Annotated in this window: 15 protein-coding genes and 1 pseudogene; 4 read left to right on the top strand and 12 right to left on the bottom strand. The window is 70.0% G+C overall.

The window, feature by feature from the left end; all coding sequences use genetic code 11:
• The 4 genes from ACZ5TL_RS27050 to ACZ5TL_RS27035 form a co-directional block, all read right to left on the bottom strand.
• The gene (locus ACZ5TL_RS27050) at window positions 1-1,797 is read right to left on the bottom strand and encodes a molybdopterin-dependent oxidoreductase (RefSeq protein ID WP_468592972.1); all 1,797 of its coding nucleotides are present in this window, start codon (window positions 1,795-1,797) and stop codon (window positions 1-3) included.
• Entirely contained in the window at window positions 1,794-2,084 is a 291-nt protein-coding gene (locus tag ACZ5TL_RS27045) for a hypothetical protein (protein WP_468592971.1), read from the bottom strand. The genes ACZ5TL_RS27050 and ACZ5TL_RS27045 overlap by 4 nt, the downstream gene beginning before the upstream one ends.
• A 508-nt stretch (window positions 2,085-2,592) precedes the next feature.
• Complete coding sequence (locus ACZ5TL_RS27040) at window positions 2,593-3,066, bottom strand: hemerythrin domain-containing protein (RefSeq protein ID WP_468592970.1); 474 nt, start codon at window positions 3,064-3,066, stop codon at window positions 2,593-2,595.
• 50 nt (window positions 3,067-3,116) lie between these two features.
• Window positions 3,117-4,400, bottom strand: a complete 1,284-nt coding sequence (locus ACZ5TL_RS27035) for an MFS transporter (RefSeq protein ID WP_468592969.1) — start codon at window positions 4,398-4,400, stop codon at window positions 3,117-3,119.
• Between the two features lie 292 nt (window positions 4,401-4,692).
• On the opposite strand from ACZ5TL_RS27035, the gene ACZ5TL_RS27030 reads away from it, so the two are divergent.
• Window positions 4,693-5,115: a pyridoxamine 5'-phosphate oxidase family protein gene (locus ACZ5TL_RS27030; protein ID WP_468592967.1), complete on the top strand. Its 423-nt coding sequence runs from the start codon at window positions 4,693-4,695 to the stop codon at window positions 5,113-5,115.
• A 92-nt stretch (window positions 5,116-5,207) separates the two neighbouring features.
• Here the strand turns inward: ACZ5TL_RS27030 and ACZ5TL_RS27025 are convergent, their stop codons facing one another.
• From ACZ5TL_RS27025 to ACZ5TL_RS27005, 5 genes are all read right to left on the bottom strand, one after another.
• Window positions 5,208-6,227: an Acg family FMN-binding oxidoreductase gene (locus tag ACZ5TL_RS27025; RefSeq protein ID WP_468592966.1), complete on the bottom strand. Its 1,020-nt coding sequence runs from the start codon at window positions 6,225-6,227 to the stop codon at window positions 5,208-5,210.
• Window positions 6,228-7,040: 813 nt separating this feature from the next.
• Window positions 7,041-8,258: an IS256 family transposase gene (locus ACZ5TL_RS27020; RefSeq protein WP_468592965.1), complete on the bottom strand. Its 1,218-nt coding sequence runs from the start codon at window positions 8,256-8,258 to the stop codon at window positions 7,041-7,043.
• Between the two features lie 719 nt (window positions 8,259-8,977).
• Window positions 8,978-10,507 (bottom strand): L-piperidine-6-carboxylate dehydrogenase, encoded by a 1,530-nt coding sequence (gene amaB, locus ACZ5TL_RS27015; RefSeq protein ID WP_468592964.1) that lies wholly within the window; start codon window positions 10,505-10,507, stop codon window positions 8,978-8,980.
• 24 nt (window positions 10,508-10,531) lie between these two features.
• The gene (gene hglS, locus ACZ5TL_RS27010) at window positions 10,532-11,926 is read right to left on the bottom strand and encodes a 2-oxoadipate dioxygenase/decarboxylase (protein ID WP_468592963.1); all 1,395 of its coding nucleotides are present in this window, start codon (window positions 11,924-11,926) and stop codon (window positions 10,532-10,534) included.
• Window positions 11,927-11,969: 43 nt separating this feature from the next.
• A complete protein-coding gene (locus ACZ5TL_RS27005) occupies window positions 11,970-13,190 on the bottom strand; it encodes an NAD(P)/FAD-dependent oxidoreductase (RefSeq protein WP_468592962.1) in 1,221 nt (406 codons plus the stop codon).
• 130 nt (window positions 13,191-13,320) lie between these two features.
• Here ACZ5TL_RS27005 and ACZ5TL_RS27000 point away from each other — a divergent pair, with 130 nt between their 5' ends.
• Window positions 13,321-14,241, top strand: coding sequence for a LysR family transcriptional regulator (locus ACZ5TL_RS27000; protein WP_468592960.1), 921 nt, complete (start codon window positions 13,321-13,323; stop codon window positions 14,239-14,241).
• A gap of 22 nt (window positions 14,242-14,263) precedes the next feature.
• Here ACZ5TL_RS27000 and ACZ5TL_RS26995 read toward each other — a convergent pair whose 3' ends face one another.
• Window positions 14,264-15,196: a LysR family transcriptional regulator gene (locus tag ACZ5TL_RS26995; protein WP_468592959.1), complete on the bottom strand. Its 933-nt coding sequence runs from the start codon at window positions 15,194-15,196 to the stop codon at window positions 14,264-14,266.
• Window positions 15,197-15,345: 149 nt separating this feature from the next.
• Between ACZ5TL_RS26995 and ACZ5TL_RS26990 the strand changes: the two genes are divergently transcribed.
• Together ACZ5TL_RS26990 and ACZ5TL_RS26985 are read left to right on the top strand one after the other, a co-directional pair.
• Window positions 15,346-18,291: an FAD-binding and (Fe-S)-binding domain-containing protein gene (locus ACZ5TL_RS26990; protein ID WP_468592958.1), complete on the top strand. Its 2,946-nt coding sequence runs from the start codon at window positions 15,346-15,348 to the stop codon at window positions 18,289-18,291.
• Window positions 18,284-19,429 (top strand): Glu/Leu/Phe/Val family dehydrogenase, encoded by a 1,146-nt coding sequence (locus ACZ5TL_RS26985; RefSeq protein ID WP_468592957.1) that lies wholly within the window; start codon window positions 18,284-18,286, stop codon window positions 19,427-19,429. Before ACZ5TL_RS26990 ends, ACZ5TL_RS26985 begins: the two co-directional genes overlap by 8 nt.
• A 797-nt stretch (window positions 19,430-20,226) precedes the next feature.
• Here the strand turns inward: ACZ5TL_RS26985 and ACZ5TL_RS26980 are convergent.
• Both ACZ5TL_RS26980 and ACZ5TL_RS26975 read right to left on the bottom strand, forming a co-directional pair.
• Window positions 20,227-20,445 carry a hypothetical protein gene (locus tag ACZ5TL_RS26980; RefSeq protein ID WP_468593015.1) on the bottom strand — a complete coding sequence of 73 codons (219 nt, stop codon included), beginning with the start codon at window positions 20,443-20,445 and terminating at the stop codon, window positions 20,227-20,229.
• A 68-nt stretch (window positions 20,446-20,513) separates the two neighbouring features.
• Window positions 20,514-20,837, bottom strand: a pseudogene (locus tag ACZ5TL_RS26975) (YcaO-like family protein); the annotation flags it as partial.
• Window positions 20,838-20,861 lie beyond the last annotated feature (24 nt).

The following is a 20,861-nucleotide window of genomic DNA, read 5'->3' as shown; positions in this document are numbered from 1 at the left end:
TCAGCAGCAGGTCGAGCTTGCCCTCCGGGGCCTCCTCTCGCCACACCACTTCCCGGGGGCGGGCGTCCGGCGGGGCCTCGGTGGCGCGGACGGAGGAGTCGGTGCCGAGCAGGTGCTTGAGGAGGTACTCGTTGCCTTTCGCGGAGGAGCCCAGCAGGTTGGCCCGCCACACGGTGAGCACGCGAGGGAAGTTCTGGGGGCGTCCGGATCCTCTCCCGCGAATCCCAGCCGCCCGGCCTTGAGTTCCGCCACGACGTGCTCACCCCCACACCGCGCCCGGCCGCCTCGGCCTCGTCGGCCAGATCGAGGGGGTTGCGGTCGAATGTCGGATACGACGGCATCCAGCCCATCCGTGCCGACTGCGCGAACGTCGGCGGTGGTCTTCCCCACGAACGGGCCGCCGGACCCGGCCGCCGCGAGGGTGTCGGCGGAGAACGGGTCGTAGCGGAACTGGTCACCGTGCAGGTACCAGTACGCGGTCTGGATCACCAGCCGGGCCGGACGGTTCCAGTCGGCAGCGGTCGCGATCGCCGAGTAGCCGGTGATCGGGCGGACCTTCTCCTGCCCGACGTAGTGGGCCCAGCCGCCGCCGTTCACGCCCTGACAGCCGGTCAGCGTGGTCAGGGTCAAGAACGCCCGGTAGATGGTGTCGGAGTGGAACCAGTGGTTCGTCCCCGCGCCCATGATGATCATCGAACGGCCGCCGGACTCCGCGGCTTTGGCCGCGAACTCCCGGGCGATCCGGGCCGCCTTCCCCGCGTCCACCCCGGTGATGGCCGCCTGCCAGGCGGGGGTGTACGGCTGAGTGGCGTCGTCGTACGAGGTGGGCCACTCCCCTGGCAGACCGTCGCGGGCCACCCCGTACTGGGCCAGCAGCAGGTCGTAGACCGTGGTCACCAGGCGTCCGGCGACCCGCCGTACCGGTACGCCGCGCCGCAGCCGGTCGGCGCACGCCGTCGGGGGCGTCGAAGCGGGGCAGTTCGACCGCGACCGGTACCTCGTCGCCGCCCTCGGCGGACAGCAGGGGCTGCGTGTCACCGAGGTCCAGGTTCCACTTCCCGGCACCCGAATCGCCGTAGCGGTCGCCGAGCGTTCCGTTCGGCACCACCGGTTGCCCGGTGGCCGCATCCAGCAGCACGGTCCGAACTCCGCGTGCTCAGCCGCGGCAGCCTCGCCGCCGAGGTCGGCGGCAGTGAGGAACTTGCCGGGCGTGTACGTGCCCGGCTCGCCCTCCGCCTCGTCGAGGGTGACCAGGAAGGGCAGATCCGTGTACTGCTTGACGTAATCGGTGAAGTACGGGGTGGACCGGTCGACGAAGAACTCCTTGATGATCACATGCCCCATGGCCATCGCCAGTGCCCCGTCGGTCCCCGGCTGGGCTGCGAGCCACTCATCGGCGAACTTCACGTTGTCCGCGTAATCCGGTGAGACCGCGATCACCTTCTGGCCGCGGTAGCGGGCCTCGGCCATCCAGTGAGCGTCCGGGGTACGGGTCACCGGCAGGTTGGAACCCCACATGATCAGAAAGCCGGCGTCCCACCAGTCCCCCGACTCCGGTACGTCGGTCTGGTCGCCGAACATCTGCGGCGAGGCCACCGGCAGGTCCGCGTACCAGTCGTAGAACGACAGCATCGCGCCGCCCAGCAGCGAGTAGAAGCGGGCGCCGGCGGCGTGCGAGACCATCGACATCGCCGGGATCGGTGAGAAGCCGGCCAGCCGGTCCGGGCCGTACTCCTTGATGGTGTGCACGTGCACGGCGGCGACCATCTCGACCGCCTCGTCCCAACTCGCCCTCACCAGGCCGCCCTTGCCGCGCGCGCCCGCTTGTAGCGGCGGGAGCGCTCCGGGTCGGAGACGATGTCCGCCCAGGCCGCCACCGGGTCACCGCCGAGCCGGGCCTTGGCCTCGCGGTACATCTGGAGCAGTACGCCGCGTACGTACGGGTAGCGCACCCTCGTGGGCGAGTAGGTGTACCAGGAGAAGGCCGCCCCGCGCGGGCAGCCGCGCGGCTCGTACTCCGGCCGGTCCGGGCCCACCGACGGGTAGTCGGTGGGCCTCCCAGGTGATGATGCCGTCCTTGACATACACCTTCCACGAGCACGAGCCGGTGCAGTTCACGCCGTGGGTCGAACGGACCACCTTGTCGTGCGACCAACGGTCCCGGTAGAACTCGTCCGCCTGGCGCCCGCCCTTTCGGTGCAGCGTGCGCTGATCCTCAGAGACCTCTGCCCGGGTGAAGAACCGGCGGCTGCGCACCAGCGCCTCCGCCAGCCCGCCGTCCATGCCCGCCCGTGCCTGGCTGGTTTCCGTGCCCACCGTGCCACTCCGCCCCGGGCGTGCCGGCCCGTTCGAGTCATGATCGAGTCTGGCCGCACGCGACTCTACGACCGCAATCCCCCAAAAGGTCAACAGCCGCACCACAAGTGGGCAAAACAAGGCCCGTGGAGATCGTCTGCGCGCCGAGGCGGTTACCCGGGCTCTGCAGGGCTGTGCCGGGAGGTGCCGAACCAAAAGGCGGCCCGGCCGGGCCGCAATGCAGTGCGCAGGCGGCCCACCGCCGGATCTGTCCGACGGTGGGCCGTGAGTGAGCGGTCAGGCAGCCGGCCGGGACAGGGCGCTGCCTGCCTTTACGCGCGCTTTCTCCACCGCTTCCCAGTCCTCGGTGTCGAGGGTGGCGAGCGCGGCCGGGAAGACGCCGTCCTGTTCCTTGAGGATGTGCTCGCGCAGCAGGTCGAGGGTGTCGATCAGCCGGTCCGGCCAGCCCGGGTCAGTCAGGAACGGTCCGTCCGCCTCCGCCAGCACCGCTTCGATGCGGCGGTGCTCGGCCTCCAGGGCGGCGATCTGCTCCGGAAACTCCGTGGCCATCGCGGGGAACAAGCCGCGCTCCTCCACCTGGGTGTGCGGGCCGAGCACGGAGGTGATCTCGCGCGCGAGCTCGGCCATCCGGGCGATCGCGCCGTCACGCCGGGCGTCGCGTACCTGGCTGATGAGGTTCACGACCCTTTCGTGCTCCTGGGTCAGTTCGTCGATGGTCTCCGGTGCCTGGCCGCCGCAGTACTCGCACACCGGTGATGCTCCTTGGTTGTTCGGTCCGTCGTTCTCAGCCGGGTGTGTTCTCACACGGTGGTGTGCGCGGTGCGGTGTCGGCGCCCACGGCCGGTCCGCGGAGCCGGGTCGCCGCCGTGGACGGCGGTGCGGACGCCGGTGAGGGTGTAGGCCAGCGCCGCCGCGGCCACGATCGCGAGCAGGGCGAGACCGGCTGCGTACGTTCCGTACTGCCCGTACAGCGAGCCCATGACCAGCGGCGGGAGGAAGCCGCCAAGGCCGCCCGCGGCGCCGACCACGCCGGTCACCGAGCCGACCTGGTTCGCCGGGGTCCGCAGGGCCACCAGGGCGAAGGTCGCTCCGCTGCCCGCGCCGAGCGCGGCGGCCATCGACAGGAAGGCGATCGTGCCCACCGGGGCCAGGGCCAGGGAGAACGACTGCACGACCGCTCCGGCGACGACCACGGCCAGCGAGCCGGCGAGCACCCGGACCGGGCCCAGCCGGTCGGACAGCCAGCCGCCGACCGGGCGCATCGCCACCGCGAGGAGCACGAAGCCGGCCATGCGGTTGGCGGCGTCGGCCTGGGTGAGGCCGTAGCCGGTCTTGAGGTAGGTGGGCAGGTAGACGGAGAAGGCCACGTAGCCGCCGAAGGCCACCGCGTACAGCGCGGACGCCTGCCAGGTGATGCCGAGGCGCGCGGTCGCGGCCAAACGGCGGGCCAGGGGCTCGGTCGGCACGGTGCGGCCGGGGGCGTCGCGCAGCAGCAGCGCGGCGGCCACGGCGTAGACGGCGAGCACCGCGGCGGTGATCAGGAACGGGGTCGCCATGCTGCCCGCGTCGACGAGCTTGACCGTGGTCAGGGCGCTGATCGCGGTGCCGCCCATGCCGACGCCGAAGACGCCGATCGCGAGGCCCCGCCGCTCGGGCGGGAACCAGGCGCTCACGAGGGGCACACCGACGGCGAAGGCGGTGCCGCCAATGCCGAGGAAGAACCCGCCGACCAGCAGCGCGGCGAGGGAGGAGTGCCCGGCCAGGCCGAGGTAGAGCACCGGCACGATGGTGACCGCCGACACGATCGGGAACATCACGCGTCCGCCGAACCGGTCGGTCAGGGCGCCCACCGGGATCCGGCCCAGGGAGCCGACCACGACCGGCACCGCCACCAGCAGCGACTGCTCGAACGACGACAGGTCGAGACTGTCCTTGAACCGCGGGCCGAGCGGGCTCAGCAGCGCCCACGCCCAGAAGTTCACGGCGAAGCCGACAGTGGCCAAGGCCAGCATCAGCCACGCCTGGCGGGACACCGGAGCACCTGACGGTGAGCTGTCGCCCTTCGACTTAAACGGCTGGACCATGTTGTCCGTCCCTTTCCTCGGATGGTGGTGCGGCACCACCGGGATCGCAATCGCGTGGGCAGGCCCCTTGCCTGCCCAACGGCGTCCCGTAGCCAGCCACTGTCCGCATCCGGGCTCGCCGCCGGCATGGGCCATCAGTCCCTCCAGAGGGCCGGACAGGCCCCGGGTTCAGACCCGATCGTCCCTCCCACGGTCCCGTGCACCCGAGGCCGCCGCGTGCAGCCGCTGTGTCCCGGTGGGGTAGGGCCGGTCGGCCCTACCCCACCCATCGCCGACGGGGGACTATGGACTGATGTTCCAGACAGACGGCTTTCGCGCACTCGACCGGCAGGAGTGCCTGCGCCTGCTGGCCAAGGTGCCGGTCGGCCGCGTGGTGCACACCCGACAGGCACTGCCGGCGGTCCTCCCCATCAACTTCTCCCTGGACACGGACGCCTCCGTCCTTCTGTGCACCTCACCGGACTCGGACCTCGTCCACGCCATCGACGGCGTCGTGGTCGCCTTCGAGGCGGACGAATTCGACGCGGCGACCCGGTCCGGCTGGAGCGTGGTCGTCACCGGACGGGCCACCGTGGTGACGGATCCCGCCGAGCACGAGCGCCTTACGCAGACCGGCCCGAGCTCCTGGATGCCCTTGCGGGAGTCGGTGTTCGTACGGATCGAGTCCGAGATGGTCACCGGACGCGAACTCAGGGGAACGCCCGGCCCGCGGTGAGGCATAGCGAGTAGCCGCTGCGGGATCTTGCCACCTCCAACGCGGGCAGGCGTCCGGCAGCGCGGGCAGCAGCCCGGGCCGACGGCGGGAGGTCACTCCGCCGGCCCGCTACCCCTGTGGTGGCCCCCCGACTCCAGCGCATCAGGTACGACGTTCGTGGACGCGCGGGGCGTACGCGCGCCGTCCGGACCGTAGCCGAACCGGATCAGCAGCTGTGGGCTGCAGCGCTGCCTCGATCCGGCCATCGCCTCCCGCAGGTCCGGCCACTCCATCGCCTGGTGCAGCATCGAGGTCCGCACCCCGTGCACGGTCGCCGTCAGCAGCACGCGCTCCAGGGCCTGACCCGCCCGTAGCCAGTCGTCCCGTCCGTCGTGGGACGTCCACAGCAGAGCCGCCTGGGCATGGCGCTCGAAGCGCAGTGCGGGCAGCTGCGGCACAGGCAGCGCACCGGTGAAGTCTCGCACCGGTATCCGCCCGGACGCATCCCGCGGGCCCAGGACTGTGAAGGGAATGCCGTAGGCGGCGTCCGCTCCCGGGGCGGTGATCCAGGTACGCGCCTCGGCCGCGCGGGCTGGGTGGCCGGCGTTGCGGGCCTCGGCTGCGGCCGTCAGGCGCAGCAGGCGCCGCGTCGCCATGATGTCGGGAACTTCCAGGTGCGCGCCCTCGGCCCGGGCCGAGCTGATCATCTCGTTCACGATCGGGTCCGGCACGGGGCGGCCGGTGAAGGGCATCCGGCTCGTGTGGCGCCGCTCGACCGCCCCGTACAGCCCGCTCAAGGACAGCTGCCCGCCCTCAACAGGCTCGGTCAGCTGCACCGTGGCGAGCAGATCCGGATCGTCTGGTGCAGGACGCAGCCGGACAACGGGATCCCAGCCCAGTGACTCCGCGGCCACCCGGATGTTGAAGACAGCGGCGCCCACCGACAGGTACTGGGCGCGTAGTTGGGGATCGGTTATCGGGAGGCGTCGTCTGAGGTCGACGCGGACCAGGATCGATCTGCCGTCCGGGTCAAGGCCGAACCGCCAGGGCTGCGTGTTGTGGATCGACGGCGCCGCCACCGCTGCGGCCAGCAGGGCCTGAACGGCTGGCGCGTCGACTTCCCGGGTCTGCATCACGGCTCCTTCGCCGAACTCTCCTGTGTTCTGTCAACCTTGTGCCGCCGGACCGTTGGGGACGAGGGTTGACCGGCCCTCCGCTGCGGGCCATGCGGCCTCATTCGGCGAGCGGGAAGACACGCAGCAGGCGGCACCATGTGCCAGGTCCCGGCCTGTCCGGGGGCTGGCATCGCGGTGGGCCGGGGGTGGTGCCTGGGTCGGACGGCGCAACGGCGCCCATCACATGTCCCTTGATCACCGCTGCGAACAGGGCCGACCGGTCCCGCACGAGGGCCGATCTGCCCCACGCATCACGGCTCTGCCCCCGTCTCCCGCCTTGTGGAGACCAGCAGCCGCGCGGGCCGCTCGGACGCCCACATCTGACGAGTCCGTCGGTGCCGGGGCGCTGTCCGAGCGGTCCGGGGGCGGCATCGCCGACAACGAGTTGTCCGTGTTCGACGGCAGGGGAAGCACATGGGGCAGCGCGGTGACCTGCGGCGGCGCAGGGCTCCCTGCGCTACGGCGGCCGGGCGAGGTGCGACGCGGAGGTGCACGAGCACTCCCTGCGCCTGTTCGGTCCGCGTGACGCACGCCGGGTGATCGCAACAGCCGGGCTGGCAACCGCCCTGCGCTACTGACATCCGCAGCCGGCGACGGTCATCCGCACGGCCGGGCGCCAACCCGCTGGGCCACAGTGAGGCAGACCACGGCGGCGTGGGCCGTCGTACCACCGTCACTCACACGCCCGCCCGGCGCACGCGGCCTTCGGCGGCTACAAGGGCTCGAGCATCGGCCGCGAGACGGTCGTGTCCCTTGGTGTGGTGTAGCTGATCATTCGGTGGTGCCGGGCAGGCAGGTGGCGTTGTCCGGATAGAGACTGTCCATGCTCTCGATGGAGAGGTAGCGGCGGGGGAAGGCGATCCACTCGTCGTGGAGCTCGACGAGGACAGCGGTGGCGAGCCGGTCGACGGCGCCGGTGTTCGGGAAGACCTGGACGACGTCGGAACGGCGTTTGATCTCCCGGTTCAGTCGCTCGAGCGGGTTGGTTGACTGGATCTTCTTCCAGTGCTGGTGGGGGAAGTCTGCGAACGCGGTCAGGTCCTCCTTCGCGTCGAGAAGCATCTCTCTGACCTTGGGGAACTGCTCGCCGAGCATGTCCGCGACGGTGTCGAGGTGGGCCCGGACCGCTTCGGCGGTGGGCTGGGCGAAGAGCGTGCGGATCGTCGCGGCGACCATCTCCGCGGCTCCCTTCGGGATCACCGAGAAGACGTTGCGGACGAAGTGGACACGACAGCGCTGCCAGGCGGCGCCGAGCATGACCTTGCGGATGGCCTTGACCAAACCGCTGTGGCTGTCGGAGATGACGAGACGGACACCGGTCAGGCCGCGTTCCCGTAATGAGCGCAGGAACTCGGTCCAGAACGCTTCGGTTTCGCTGTCGCCGACCATGACGCCCAGGACCTCACGGCCGCCGTCCTCGGTGACGCCGGTGGCGATGACGACGGCCTGGGAGACGATCTGGTGGTTCACGCGCGCCTTGACGTAGGTGGCATCGAGATAGACATAGGGGAAGCGGGTGTGATCCAACGGCCGGGTGCGGAACGCGTCGAGTTGTTCGTCGAGGTCCGCGCAGATCCGGGAGACCTCGCTCTTTGATATGCCGGTGTCCGAGCCGAGGGCTTTGACCAGGTCGTCGACCGAGCGAGTGGAGACGCCGTGGACGTATGCCTCCATGACGACCGCGTAGAGGGCCTGGTCGATCCGGCGCCGACGCTCGAGCAGGCTCGGGAAGAAACTGCCGGCCCGCAGTTTCGGGATCGCGAGCTCCAGGTCTCCGGCCTGCGTGGTCACGGTCTTCTCCCGGTGCCCGTTGCGCCAGGTGGTGCGGGTGTCGGTCCTCTCGCCCCACTCCGCACCGATCCGGGCAGTGGCCTCGGCCTCGATCAGTTCCTGCAGCAGCCGCTCAGCGACCTCACGGACGAGTTCAAGACCATCTGCCGAACGTAGTGACTCAAGCAGGCGAAGTAGGTCATGCTGGGACAAGGCCACCGGGCACCCCCTTGGACCGAACTGGCAGTTCACCAAGGACAGTTGCACGGTGGCCTGCCCCGTTCTCAGGGAGCATTCACCGGCAGTCGATGCACGCGAGGGCACGGAAGCGGCGCACTTCCCCGCCAAGATCCGTTACACCACTCCACGGGACGCCATCCGCGAGACCCACAAGATGATGCTGGACCACTACCAGCAGACGAAGAACGTTCTTTGTTCTTACAGCCCTCAGAAGCTTGGGCTCTTCTGAAGTGGGGTTGCCTGGAAGCATCGTTGTGCTCCAGCGGACGCGACCTCGGGCAGACCCGGCACGGCTCGCGCACCGTGCTTCCACGGGCGTCCTCGTGGAAAGGGCTGACACCGGCCGGGAACCCACCCCGAGCGAGATCACCCATTCGGTAGAGGAAAGGCGTCTTTCATGGACTCTGCCAGGCTCTGAGCAGCGTACGGGAGCAGCGGACGCGGTCGTGACCCTCGCCGTCTCCCTCAGCCGGTCCCACTGGCGGCCCCGCCCCCGGAACACCACCGCTCGCCGAGTCCGCCCGGGAGGCGATCAATGTCATGCACCAGTCGCCGGCTTCTGGATGCGCGGCTGGTTCCCCAGTGCACAGCGGACGGTCTGCGGCGGGCGTCCGAGGAGGGGGGTCTCCATCTGGTCGGGGGTGCCACAGATCGGCATCCCACCCTGGCGGCGTGTTCACCTGTGGCGAGGGCTCCGATCATAGGAAGCTGACGCCCTGGGCGAGGTTGAGTTCGCTGGAGTAGTTGATGGTGTTGGTGGCCGGGCGCATGTAGGACTTCCAGGCGTCGGAGCCGGACTCGCGCCCGCCGCCGGTGTCCTTCTCGCCGCCGAAAGCGCCGCCGATCTCGGCTCCTGAGGTGCCGATGTTGACGTTGGCGATGCCGCAGTCGGAGCCGGCCGCCGACAGGAAGATCTCGGCTTCCTGCTGGTCGCGGGTGAAGATGCTGGACGAGAGCCCCTGGGAGACGTCGTTGTGCAGGGCAATGGCCTCGTCGAGGGTGTCGTAGGTGAGGACGTACAGGATGGGTGCGAAGGTCTCCTCCCGTACGACGTCGGTCTGTTCGTCGACCCGGACGAGGACCGGCTCGGTGTAGGCGGCCGCGGGAGCGACCTCGGTCAGGCGCCGGTTGCCGCCGGCGAGGATCTTGCCGCCCTGGGCCCGGACACGGGTCAGGGCGTCGGTCATGACGTCGAGGGCCGTGGTGGAGATGAGCGGGCCGACCAGGGTGGTGTCGTCGAACGGGCTGCCGATGGGGAGTTTGTTGTAAGCGGCGGTCAGCCGCTCGACAAGCGTGTCGGCGATGTCGCGGTGCACTATGAGGCGTCGCAGGGTGGTGCAGCGCTGCCCCGCCGTGCCCGCGGCCGCGAAGACGATGCCCTGGACGGCGAGATCCAGGTCGGCGGACGGGGCGACGAGCGCGGCGTTGTTGCCGCCGAGTTCCAGCAGGCTGCGGCCGAAGCGGGCGGCGACGCGGGGGCCGACCTCACGGCCCATGCGGGTGGAGCCGGTGGCGCTGACGAGTGCGACGCGGGGGTCGTCGACGATCTTCTCGCCGACCGCGCGGTCCCCGAGCAGGAGGCGGTGTACGTCGCGGGGCGCGCCGACCTCGTCGGCTGCCCGGGCAAGCAGGTGGTCGCAAGCCAGGGAGATCAGCGGGGTGAGCTCCGACGGTTTCCAGACCACGGTGTCACCGCAGACGAGGGCGACGGCGGTGTTCCAGGACCACACGGCGGCGGGGAAGTTGAAGGCGGAGATGACACCGACCACGCCAAGGGGATGCCAGGTCTCGGCCAGGCGGTGGCCGGGACGTTCGGAGGCGATCGTGCGACCGTAGAGCTGGCGGGACAGGCCGACCGCGAAGTCACAGATGTCGATCATCTCCTGGATCTCCCCGAGCGCCTCGGAGCGGATCTTGCCCGCTTCGATGGTGACGAGGTCGGCCAGGTCGCTCTTGTGCGCGCGCAACAACTCGCCGAGCCGGCGCACGAGTTCGCCGCGGCGTGGAGCGGGCGTGGTGCGCCAGGTCAGGAAGGCCGTACGGGTGGCCGCGACGGCCTCTTCGGTGTCGGCGTCGGTGGCGGCCGTCAGTCCGAAGAGGTTCTCGCCGGTGATGGGAGTGCGGGCGTGGAAGTCGCCGCCCCCGGGGACGGCGACCCCGATGTGATCGAGGGCCGTGCGGGCGCGGGCGCGCAGGTCGTCCGTGGTGGGCAGTGCGGTGCTGGTCATGGTGGTCCTTGAAGGGTGTGAGGGTCAGCCGAGGGCTTCGGTGAGGTCGAGTTCGCGGGCGACCTGGGTGAGGGAGCGGTCCTGCTGCTGTGCGTAGAGCGCGTAGGGGTCCAGCACGTCGCGGCCGATGGCGCCGGACAGCCAGGCGGCGTCGTAGGCGGTGCCTTCCTGGTCGTTGTCGCGGGTGCCCTCGCCGCTCAGGTTGGACTGGAAGATGCCGGCGGCGGAGCGGGGCAGGAAGTCCTCGTAGACGATGGGCTCGGCACGCACCCAGCCCTGCCGCAGCAGTTCGCCGATGGTGGCGGGCGGTCTGCCGTCGCGGGGCCGGTCGTCGGCCGGACGGTAGGTGAAGTAGGCCAGTTGCTCGGTGGCGAGTTCTTCTTCGCTGCCGGGCATGTGCCGCTCCCATACGGCGCGTGCGATCTCGCTGCGGGCTTCTGCGGGGGTCCGGTTCGCCTGCTCGTCGATGTGGCCGAGGAGTTCGTCGTAGAGAGCACGGCCCTCGCGGGTGAGGGCGATGCCGCGGGCCTCGACCTCACCGAAGCGGACCCGAAAGGCGCCGCTGACGACGCTGCCGTCCGGGGTGCGCATCGCGCGGGGTTCGGCCAGGGCGCGAAAGGATGTCTGCCGCAGCAGGACGTCGGAGCCCTTCCAGGCCGGTGGGCCCTGGATGGTGTCGATCATCTCGATGCCGCGGTCCGTCATACGGCGGTACAGCTCGTCGATGTCCAGGACGCGCGGGGTGAGGTGGTTGATGTGGGTGCTGCGCACGCCGCCGATGTCCGCGGCGACGGCGGACACCCGCTCCAGCGTCTCGTACCACGCCTTGTCGACCGGCTCGCCCGACAGCTCGAAGGACCCGACGGCCAGTTGGAGGAATCGCTCGGCGTCGTCCTCCGGCAGTTCCTTCTCGGCCTCGGCCCGGTCGGCCAGGGCGAGCAGTTCCGGCGGGAACAGCTCGCGGCCGGCGAGGAAGGTCTCCAGTCGTGCGCGCAGGTCCGGGTGGAAGAAGCGCGGATCGGCGGGCGTGAGCAGCGAGGTGAACACCCGGAACGGGTTGCGCGCCAACTCCTCGCCGTCGACGGGCCTGAACGCGGTGGAGATGACGGGAACGGCGCTGGCGGCAGCCTCCCGCAGGTCGTAGAAGCCGACCGGGTGCATGCCCAGGGCGCCGAAGATGCGGGCGACGTGGGCCAGTTCGCGGGGTGTGCCGACGCGGATGGCCCCGTGGCGCTCGGCGGTCACCCGGCTGATGGATCCCAGGCGTTCGGCATCGGCACCCCGTGCGCGCAGTACGTCCTCGTTGACCTCGCGTGAGACGTCCACGAGCGTGGTGTAGGCGGGAACCTCCTGCCCGTACATCTCCGACAGCCGCGCCGCGAACGCGGCCCGCAGTTGCCACTGACTGATTGCTGACATGTCCGGCCTTTCGGTCAGGGTTCACATCGCGGCGCTTCGGGGTTCACACCACGTGGGCTTCCGGGCGGATCTCGGCGCCGCGGTGGAACCGGTCGGCGCTGAGCGGCGATATGTCGGTGAACGGTTCGCGCTCCAGGTACAGGTCGCGCACGATCTCGCCGACCGCGGGCGCTTGGAGGAAGCCGTGGCCGGAGAAACCTGTGGCGTAAAGGAAGTCGGTCAGCTCGCCGGATCGGCCGATCAGCGCGTTGTGGTCCGGGGTGACTTCGTACAGGCCGGCCCAGCCACTGACGGTCTCCATGTCGGCCAGCGCGGGAGCGCGGTGGCGGGCGACTGCGCGGAACAGCTCCAGCCACTGAGGGGTCCAGGTGGTGTCGAAGCCGTCCTCCTGGTCAGGGTCGGCCAGGCCGAGCAGCAGCCCGTCGTCGCTGTTGTGGAAGTAGGCGCTCGATGAGAAGTCGATGGTGAACGGGATGCGCGGTGCGGGTGGCATGAAGGGCGCGGTGAAGGCCAGTTGCCGCCGCACTGGCTTGACCGGGAGGGCGACGCCGGCCATGTCGCCGATCTGTTCCGACCAGGCTCCTGCCGCGCAGATGACGGTGGAGCACGCGATGCGGCCATGGGTGGTGTGCACACCGACGAGGCGGTCCCCGGCGGTGTCGATGCCCGAGACCGCGGTGTGGGTGGCGATGGTGACGCCGGCCCGGGCAGCGGCCTGCGCGTACCCCTGCACGACCAGTCCGGGACGGCAGTGCCCGTCGGCCGGGGAGTATGCGGCGGCCACCAGGCCGTCGGTGCTGATATAGGGACACAGACGCTGGGCCTCGTCGGGTCCGATCATGCGGCTCGGCACGCCCAGGCTGTTCTGGAGCTTGGTGCCGGCCTCGAAGTCATTCGCGTGCTGTTCGTTGTCGAGCAGGAAGAGGTAGCCGACCGTGTCGAGTTTGATGTCGGTGCCGGGGCGGTCGGGGAATCGCTGGTAGGCGCGGAGGCTGCGGCTGCCCAGTTCGATGTTGAGCGGGTCGGAGAACTGGGCGCGCACACCGCCTATCGGCTTGCCCGAACTGCCGCGGCCGAGTTCGCCGCGCTCGACGACGACGATGTTGTTCACGCCGGCCTCGGCGAGGTGGAACGCGATGCTCGCACCCATCACGCCGCCACCGATGATCACCACATCGGCGGAGGCGGGAACGGTGCGGAAGACTGAGGAGGACAACAGGCCACTCCCCTTCCAGGAGGCCACCCCGTCGGAGGACGGGTCCATTTCCAGACCGGCCCGAGGGCCGGGCTGTCCGTGCGGAGGGATGCCGATCAGCTATCTGTCCTCATGGTGCAGCAGCCCAACCATTGACGTCTATCAACGGTTAATGCTCCTGATCTTTTAGAGTTTCTATATGGACTGGACGAGTGCGCAGCTGCGGTCGCTGGTGGAACTGACCAGGCGCGGCACCATCACCGCGGTCGCGGAAGCTCTGGGATACACGCCCGGCGGGGTCTCCCAGCAGATCGCCGCCCTGGAGAAGGCCACCGGCACGCAGTTGGTGCGGCGAGTGGGGCGGCGGGTGGAACTCACCGACGCCGGGGTGACGCTGGCCCTGCACGCCGAGCGCATCCTGACCACGCACGCCGAGGCCGTCGAAGCGCTGGAGCGTACCCGCAACGAGGTCTCCGGGACGCTGCGGGTCGGGCTGTTCGCCACGGCCGCCGCCGAGATCCTGCCGTCGGCCCTGCGACAGGTACGCGAGAGGCATCCGGGCGTGACCGTACGCAGCCGGGACATGGACGTGGACGAGGTGTACGACGCGGTCGTCGGCGGAACCGTGGACCTGGCGCTGGGGCTGGACTACCCGGACGTGCCCATTCCACGTGATCCGTCCCTGCGGGTGAGGGAGCTGTCCCGGGAGCGTTTCTCGCTCGCGGTTCCCGCCGGGGCGATGCCCGGTCGCCGGCGCATCTCCCTCGCGGACACCTGGGAACAGGGATGGATCCTGCCGTCGATCGCCAGCTACTACGGCCGCGCCGTGCTCACCGCGTGCCGCAGGGCCGGCTTCGAACCGCAGGTTCTGCACGAGGTGACGGACACGGCCGCCACGCTCGCCCTGGTGGAGGCCGGGGTCGGGATCAGCGTGGTGACGGATCTGATGCTGCGGCTGCGGCCGTCCCGCCTGGACGTCCTGGATCTGTACGAGACGATGGAACGGCACATCGTGGTGGTGTTCCGCTCCTTCGCCGAGCACCGGCCGACGGTGGCCGCTCTGGTCGACGTCCTGCGCACTTCAGCGGGCGGGCAGTCGCCGGGAGCGATCCAGGCGTGAGGAGCAGAGGCGAAGCAGGTGCTCATCGCCGGACGTCCAGGGCCACAGCCTGCACCGGGTGCACGAACGGCTCTCCTGCCGGTACCGCACCGCGCAAGGAACGGATCACTGTGCCGAGCAGCGGGTTGCTGTTCTCGCGGCGGTGCAGTGCCATCACATGGCGGAAGGCCGAGCGCTGCGCGAGCCGGGTCGCTTGCACCGCTTCGCCGGGCGTGTGACCGAGCCCCGGCACGACCGCCACGCCGAGACCCGCGGCCACCAATTCCCGTACGACGTCGTAGTTGTTGCTGCGAAAAGCGACCCTGGCCTCGAAGCCGGCTGCCGCGCACAGCCGGGTGAGCGCGAGCGCACCGGCCGTTCCCTCCCGACTGGTGATCCAGCGGGCCTGCGACAGCCCGGCCAGGCGCGAGCTCAGGCCGCTGCCGCGAGCCCTGAGCAGGACGAGGTCCTCGCGCACGAGGTCATGGCGGGTCAAGCCGTCCGGCCACTGCCGTGGGCTGAGCCCGTACTCGTACACCAGGGCCACATCGAGATCGCCGCCATCCAGCGCTTCGACGAGTTCCTCCGGCTCCCCCTCCTCGAGCTGGATCTGCGCCCGCGGCTGGGTCGAGGTGAGGACCGACAGCGCCGGAGGCACGAGCCGGACGCCGGCGGTGGGGAAGCTGCCCAGTCTCAGCCGCCCGGTGGCACCGGTGGCAAGCTGCCGCACCTGCTGACCGAGGTCGTCCATGGCCGCCAGGACCGGGCCGCTGAGGTCGACCAGCCGGTGGGCTGCGGCGGTCGCCCGGATGCCGTGCGCCTCCCTCTCGAAGAGCACCAGCCCGGCCTCCTTCTCCAGTGCCGAGACCTGCTGCGAGATCGCGGAGGCGGTGTAGCCGAGATCGCGGGCGGCGACGACGAACGAGCCGGTGCGCACAACGGCCCTCAAGGTGAGCAGATGCTGCGGCTTGAGCAACGGATTCCTCCTGTAGGACCCAGCCAGCATAAGCAAAACTTGCTCTCGGGAGTCATTTCTTTCGTGCTGCTGGGTCTTGTGAGGTGAGCTGGTGGGCGCAGATGGTGAGCGGCATCGAAAGTGGCGGGTGAGCAGGAGGAGCAACCGGAGTGACGGCGACAGCGCAGGGCCCGAATCGTCCCGCCTCGGCGGCAGTGACCGACGCGCTCGCCCGAGGGGACTGCGGCGAGGTTCACGGCGACGCGGGATGCCGGGCCCAGTACTCGGCTGACGCATCCAACTACCGGCAGATCCCCCTCGCCGTGGTCTTCCCCCGCGAGCGCCGGCACGTTCTGAACACGATCGCCGTCTGCCGCCGCCTGGGCGTGCCGATCACCTCGCGCGGCGCGGGCACCAGCACCTCCGGCCAGGCAGTCGGCTCCGGCGTGGTCCTCGACTTCTCCCGCTACTTCAACCAGTTGCTCGCGCTGGATCCCCGCGCACGTACGGCGACGGTGCAGCCGGGGATCGTGCTGGACGACCTGCAACGGGCCGCCGGCGAACACGGTCTGCTGTTCGGCGCGGACCCCTCCACCCACAGCCGCTGCACGCTCGGCGGCATGATCGGCAACAACGCGTGCGGGTCGCACTCTCTGGCCTGGGGGCGCACCGCGGAGAACGTATCGGAACTCGAGGTGGTCACCTACCGCGGGACCGTGCTGCGCCTAGGAGAGATGACCCGGGCGGAGATCGACGAAGCCGTCGCCGTCGGAGACGACCGCGCCGAACTCATCGCTTCCCTGCACCGTCTGGCCGAGCACAACCTGGCAACCCTGCGGACCGGCCTGGGCCGGTTCCCCCGGCAGGTCTCGGGCTACGCGCTCGAACACCTCCTGCCCGAGCGGCGGTTCAACCTCGCCAGGGCCCTGGTCGGCAGCGAAGGCACACTGGCCGTCATCCTCTCCGCCACCGTCCGCCTCATGGCCGCTCCGCCCGCCCGGGCCCTGGTCGTGCTCGGCTACCACGACGCCTGCGCCGCGGCCGACGCCGTTCCCGCCCTGCTGGGGCACCGACTGCTGGCGCTGGAAGGACTCGACCAGGCCCTGACCGACATCGTCACCCGGGCCGAGACGCGCAGGGCGATCGACACCCTGCCCAGCGCCCAAGCGTGGCTGTTCGCCGAACTCGGCGGGCAGGAGGAGGAACTCCCCCGGCTGGCCGAGGAACTCACCGCTGCGGCCGGACGGACCGGGGGGTTCACCGGCCATGAGATCGTCACTGATCCCGTACGGGCCCGGCAGCTGTGGCGGATCCGGGAGGACGGAGCCGGTCTGGCCACGCGCCTGCCCGACGGTTCCGAGGCATGGCCCGGCTGGGAGGACGCGGCCGTCCCACCCGACAGACTCGGCTCCTACCTGCGTCAGTTCACCGAACTGCTCACCCGCCATCATCTGCAGGGGGCCGTCTACGGGCACTTCGGCGAGGGCTGCCTGCACGTGCGCATCAACTTCGACTTCACCACCGATCAGGGCACCGCCGTCTTCCGCGCCTTCGTCACCGACGCCGCAGAACTCGTCGCCGCCCACGGCGGCTCCCTCTCGGGTGAACACGGCGACGGCCAGGCACGCTCCGAGCTTCTGCCACTGATGTACACCCCGGACATGATCGCCCTGTTCGCACAGTTCAAGGGCATCTGGGATCCGGACAGCGGCCTGAACCCCGGCATGATCGTCGACCCGCTGCCCGTCGACGGCAACCTGCGCGTCAGCCCGCACCGCACCCCGCTGCCCCTGACCACCGTCTTCCCCTTCCACGCCGACGACGGCGACTTCGCCAAGGCCACCCGCCGGTGTGTCGGCGTCGGAAAATGCCGCAGTGCCGCCCCTCGCGGGGACGTCATGTGCCCCAGCTACCGCGTCACCCTGGACGAGAAGGACTCCACCCGGGGCCGAGCCCGCCTGCTGTACGAAATGACCCAGGGCGAGGTCATCACCGACGGCTGGCGGTCCACCGAGGTGCGCGACGCGCTCGATCTGTGTCTGTCGTGCAAGGGCTGCAGCACCGACTGCCCCGTCGGCGTCGACATGGCCACCTACAAGTCCGAATTCCTGCACCACCACTACAAGGGCCGGTTGCGGCCAGCGTCGCACTACAGCATGGGCTGGCTGCCTCTGCTGTCCCGCCTTGCCGCCCGCACGCCCCGACTTGTCAACGCACTTACCGCGTCCCGCCTCGCACCCGTCGTCAAGCGACTGGGCGGCATCGCCTCCGAACGCGACATTCCCCGCTTCGCCGACCAGACCTTCCTGACCTGGTTCCGCTCACGCACCCACGAAGACGACGGACACCGGGGCCCGGTCATGCTGTGGGTGGACTCCTTCAACAACCACTTCTCACCCGACGTCCTCAAGGCGGGCGTTGCCGTTCTGGAACACGCCGGATACCGGGTCCAGGTGCCGGACGGAACCCAGTGCTGCGGCCTGACCTGGATCACCACCGGACAACTGGGCGCCGCCCGCCGTATCGCCCGCCGCACCGCCACCGCACTCGCACCGGCTGCTCATGCCGGCGTTCCGGTCGTGGGCCTGGAGCCGAGCTGCACCGCGGCGTTGAAGACCGATCTGCCCGAGCTCCTGAACGGTGACAGCGACGCCGCCGCGCTCGCCCGGTCTACCGTCACCCTCGCCGAACTCCTCCTCCGCCGCACCCCGGGCTGGCGGCCTCCGCGGATCGACGTCCGCTCCCTCAGCCAGACCCACTGCCACCAGTACGCGACCAGCGGCTTCAGCGCCGACAGTGCGCTGCTGGAAGTCATGGGCGTCGACAACAGTGTTCTGAACTCCGGTTGCTGCGGTCTGGCCGGCAACTTCGGCTTCGAGCACGGTCATTACGACGTATCGGTCGCGGCCGGCGAACAGGTACTGCTGCCCGCGGTGCGCGCCGCCGCCCCGGACACCGTGATCCTCGCGGACGGCTTCAGCTGCCGCACCCAGATCACCCAACGGACCGATCGCAGCGGCACACACCTCGCCGAGCTCATCGCCCGGGCCCTGCCCCCGCGGTCCCGGCCCGCTCGCACTCTTCATCAGCAGACAAGGAACCCGCGCTGTGACTGACGCACTCTCCCTCGTCGACGACTGGGGCCCCGAGAAGATCGTCGTCGTCTCCCACCGACGCACCGGCATGAAGGGCGTCCTGGTCATCGACAACACCGCCCGCGGCGTCGGCAAGGGCGGCACACGCATGAGCCCGACCGTCTCCGTCGTCGAAATCGCCCGGCTCGCCCGCGTCATGACGTGGAAGTGGGCCGGCGTCGACCTGTTCTACGGCGGTGCGAAAGCCGGCATCGCCGCGGACCCGGCCTCACCCGACAAGGAGGCGATCCTGCGCGCCTTCGCCCGCGCCCTGTCCAACGAGGTCCCCCGGGAATACGTCATGGGCCTCGACATGGGTCTGACCGAGGACGACGCGGCCATCATCCAGGACGAACTCGGCGACCGGGGCACGGCCGTCGGCACCCCGGCCCACCTCGGCGGAGTCGCCTACGACAAGCTCGGGGTCACCGGATACGGAGTCGCCGAAGCCGCGGACGCCGCCGCCCAGCACCTCCGGCTTCCGCTGAGCGGCGCCCGCGTCGCGATCCAGGGATTCGGAGCCGTCGGCCACGCCGCCGCCCTGCGGTTCGCCGAACTCGGCGCCACCATCGTCGCCGTGTCCTCCGCCCGGGGAGCTCTCCACGCCCCCGCCGGGCTGGACGTGCCCACACTGCAAGCGGCCCGCGAAGAGCACGGAGACGACTTCGTCACCCGCCACCCCCGAGGAACCGTCATCCCGTCCGGCCAGGAACTCACCGTCGACTGCGACATCCTCGTACCGGCAGCCCTGCAGGACGTCATCGACGAGTCAACCGCCCACCAGATCAAGGCCGGGCTCGTCGTGGAAGGCGCCAACCTCCCCACCTCACCACAAGCACAGTCCGTCCTCGCGGAGCGTGGCATCACCGTCCTACCGGACTTCGTCGCCAACGCCGGCGGCGTCGTCGCCGCCGCCTTCGCCATGGACGCCCGCTACTCCGGATTCCGCCCCGAGACACCCGCCATCTTCCAAACGATCTCCAAGCGGCTGCGGGCCAACGCCGTCACCGTCCTGGAAGAAGCCCAGCGCCGCTCCACCACTCCCCACATCGCGGGCCGCAGCCTGGCCGAAGACCGTGTCCGCGCCGCCATGCGCGCCAAAGGCCGTCTTCGGGCCTGATCCGAACGTCTGACGACGTGCAGCAGCGTGCTGAGTCGGCGTGAAGGGGTGACGAAGTCGACACCGTGTTCCATGCTACCGGCCGCAGACCCTCACCCATGGGTCGCCCCTGCATGTATGTGAACACAAATCAGGCCGAGAGCCTCGACCCACTGAACATGTAGTGGCTGCGATCGCAAAGTCCGGCGTCCTCACGCGCAAAGCAGGAACCCGAACTGGGTGAGGAGCCGAACGCGCCTGCGTGCAAGCACAATCGAGCTCACGCCGAAGCCCCGTCAGAGCGCTCCGGTGGGGCTTCGCCTCATGGCTCCGGGCAGAGGCCCGGCCTGGATGTTCCCGCAGGTCTCTCGCCCTATCACCAACGCTGTCACGCGCTGTCACCAACGACGCGGACTCTCCCGGACCTCGATGCCTTGACCTGCTATTACGCAGTGGTTATGGACTGACGTGGACGCCACAGACGGCCCCTACAACCTGTGCCATGTGGTACCCAGTGAGGGACCCAGGATCAGGACGGGAGCCTCTTCTGGCCCGTCAAAGCGGTATTGCAGGGTGTTCGGTGGTGTCTCGCTCACCCGTCTGAGCCTCTCATCTGTCACGAGATGTCACATCGCCGGGGTGGACCTAGCGGGCCTTGACCCGCTCCGGTCCTGCCGACGAGAACCCAGGTATACATTCTCCGGCGTGTACTCGTGGCCGTGTCGGCAGTGGGCCGTCCGGGCGAGTGCCCTCCTTCAGTCGCTACGAGCAACGCTTTCCTCTTTGATCACGACCTCCAGGCGGTTCAGGAAGCAGCATCAGACCGGTCTGACCAGGTTGAAGACCTCGCCGGCTGCGTATCGCTTGAGGCATCGGATGATCTCACGTCGGGTCTTGCCCTCCTGGGTGCGGCGTTCGTAGTACGCCTGGGTGCGCGGGTCGTGACGTAGCCGGGTGAACACGATGCGGTGCAGGGCCGCATCGGCTTGCCGGTCGCCCCCATGGTTGAGCCGACGCGAACTCCGACGTGCGGCCACGGCCGCGCTCGACGCGGGGGGACCCGCACATCCGCCGAACCCCCGCTGGCTGGCCGTGCCGCGTACTGACCGAAGAGACATCGGCAGTCCGGGTCGTCGACGGAACCGAGGTCGAGTCGGTACCAGTCGGTGCGGGGCCGGGCACGCAGGCGGGCGAGTGCGTCCCGCTCGCAGAGTTCGGCGAGCGCGTGGGCGGTCGCTTCGGCGATGGTGTTGCCGGAGGCGAGGCCGTTGCTGGTGGTGCGGAACAGCGGTGGTGTCCACTCGGCGCGGTAGGTGTGGTCGAGGCGGACGGCGGGTTCGGGCACCGTAATCAGGTCGCCGCTCAGCGGCCCTTCGCCGTCCAGCCAGGGCAGCGGCAGATCCGCGTGGAGCGACAGCGCCGGAACCACTCGGACGACGAGAGACGCATCGAC

The sequence above is a fragment of the Streptomyces sp. NPDC033136 genome, assembly GCF_055578235.1.
This window is presented reverse-complemented; position numbering and strand designations above follow the sequence as displayed.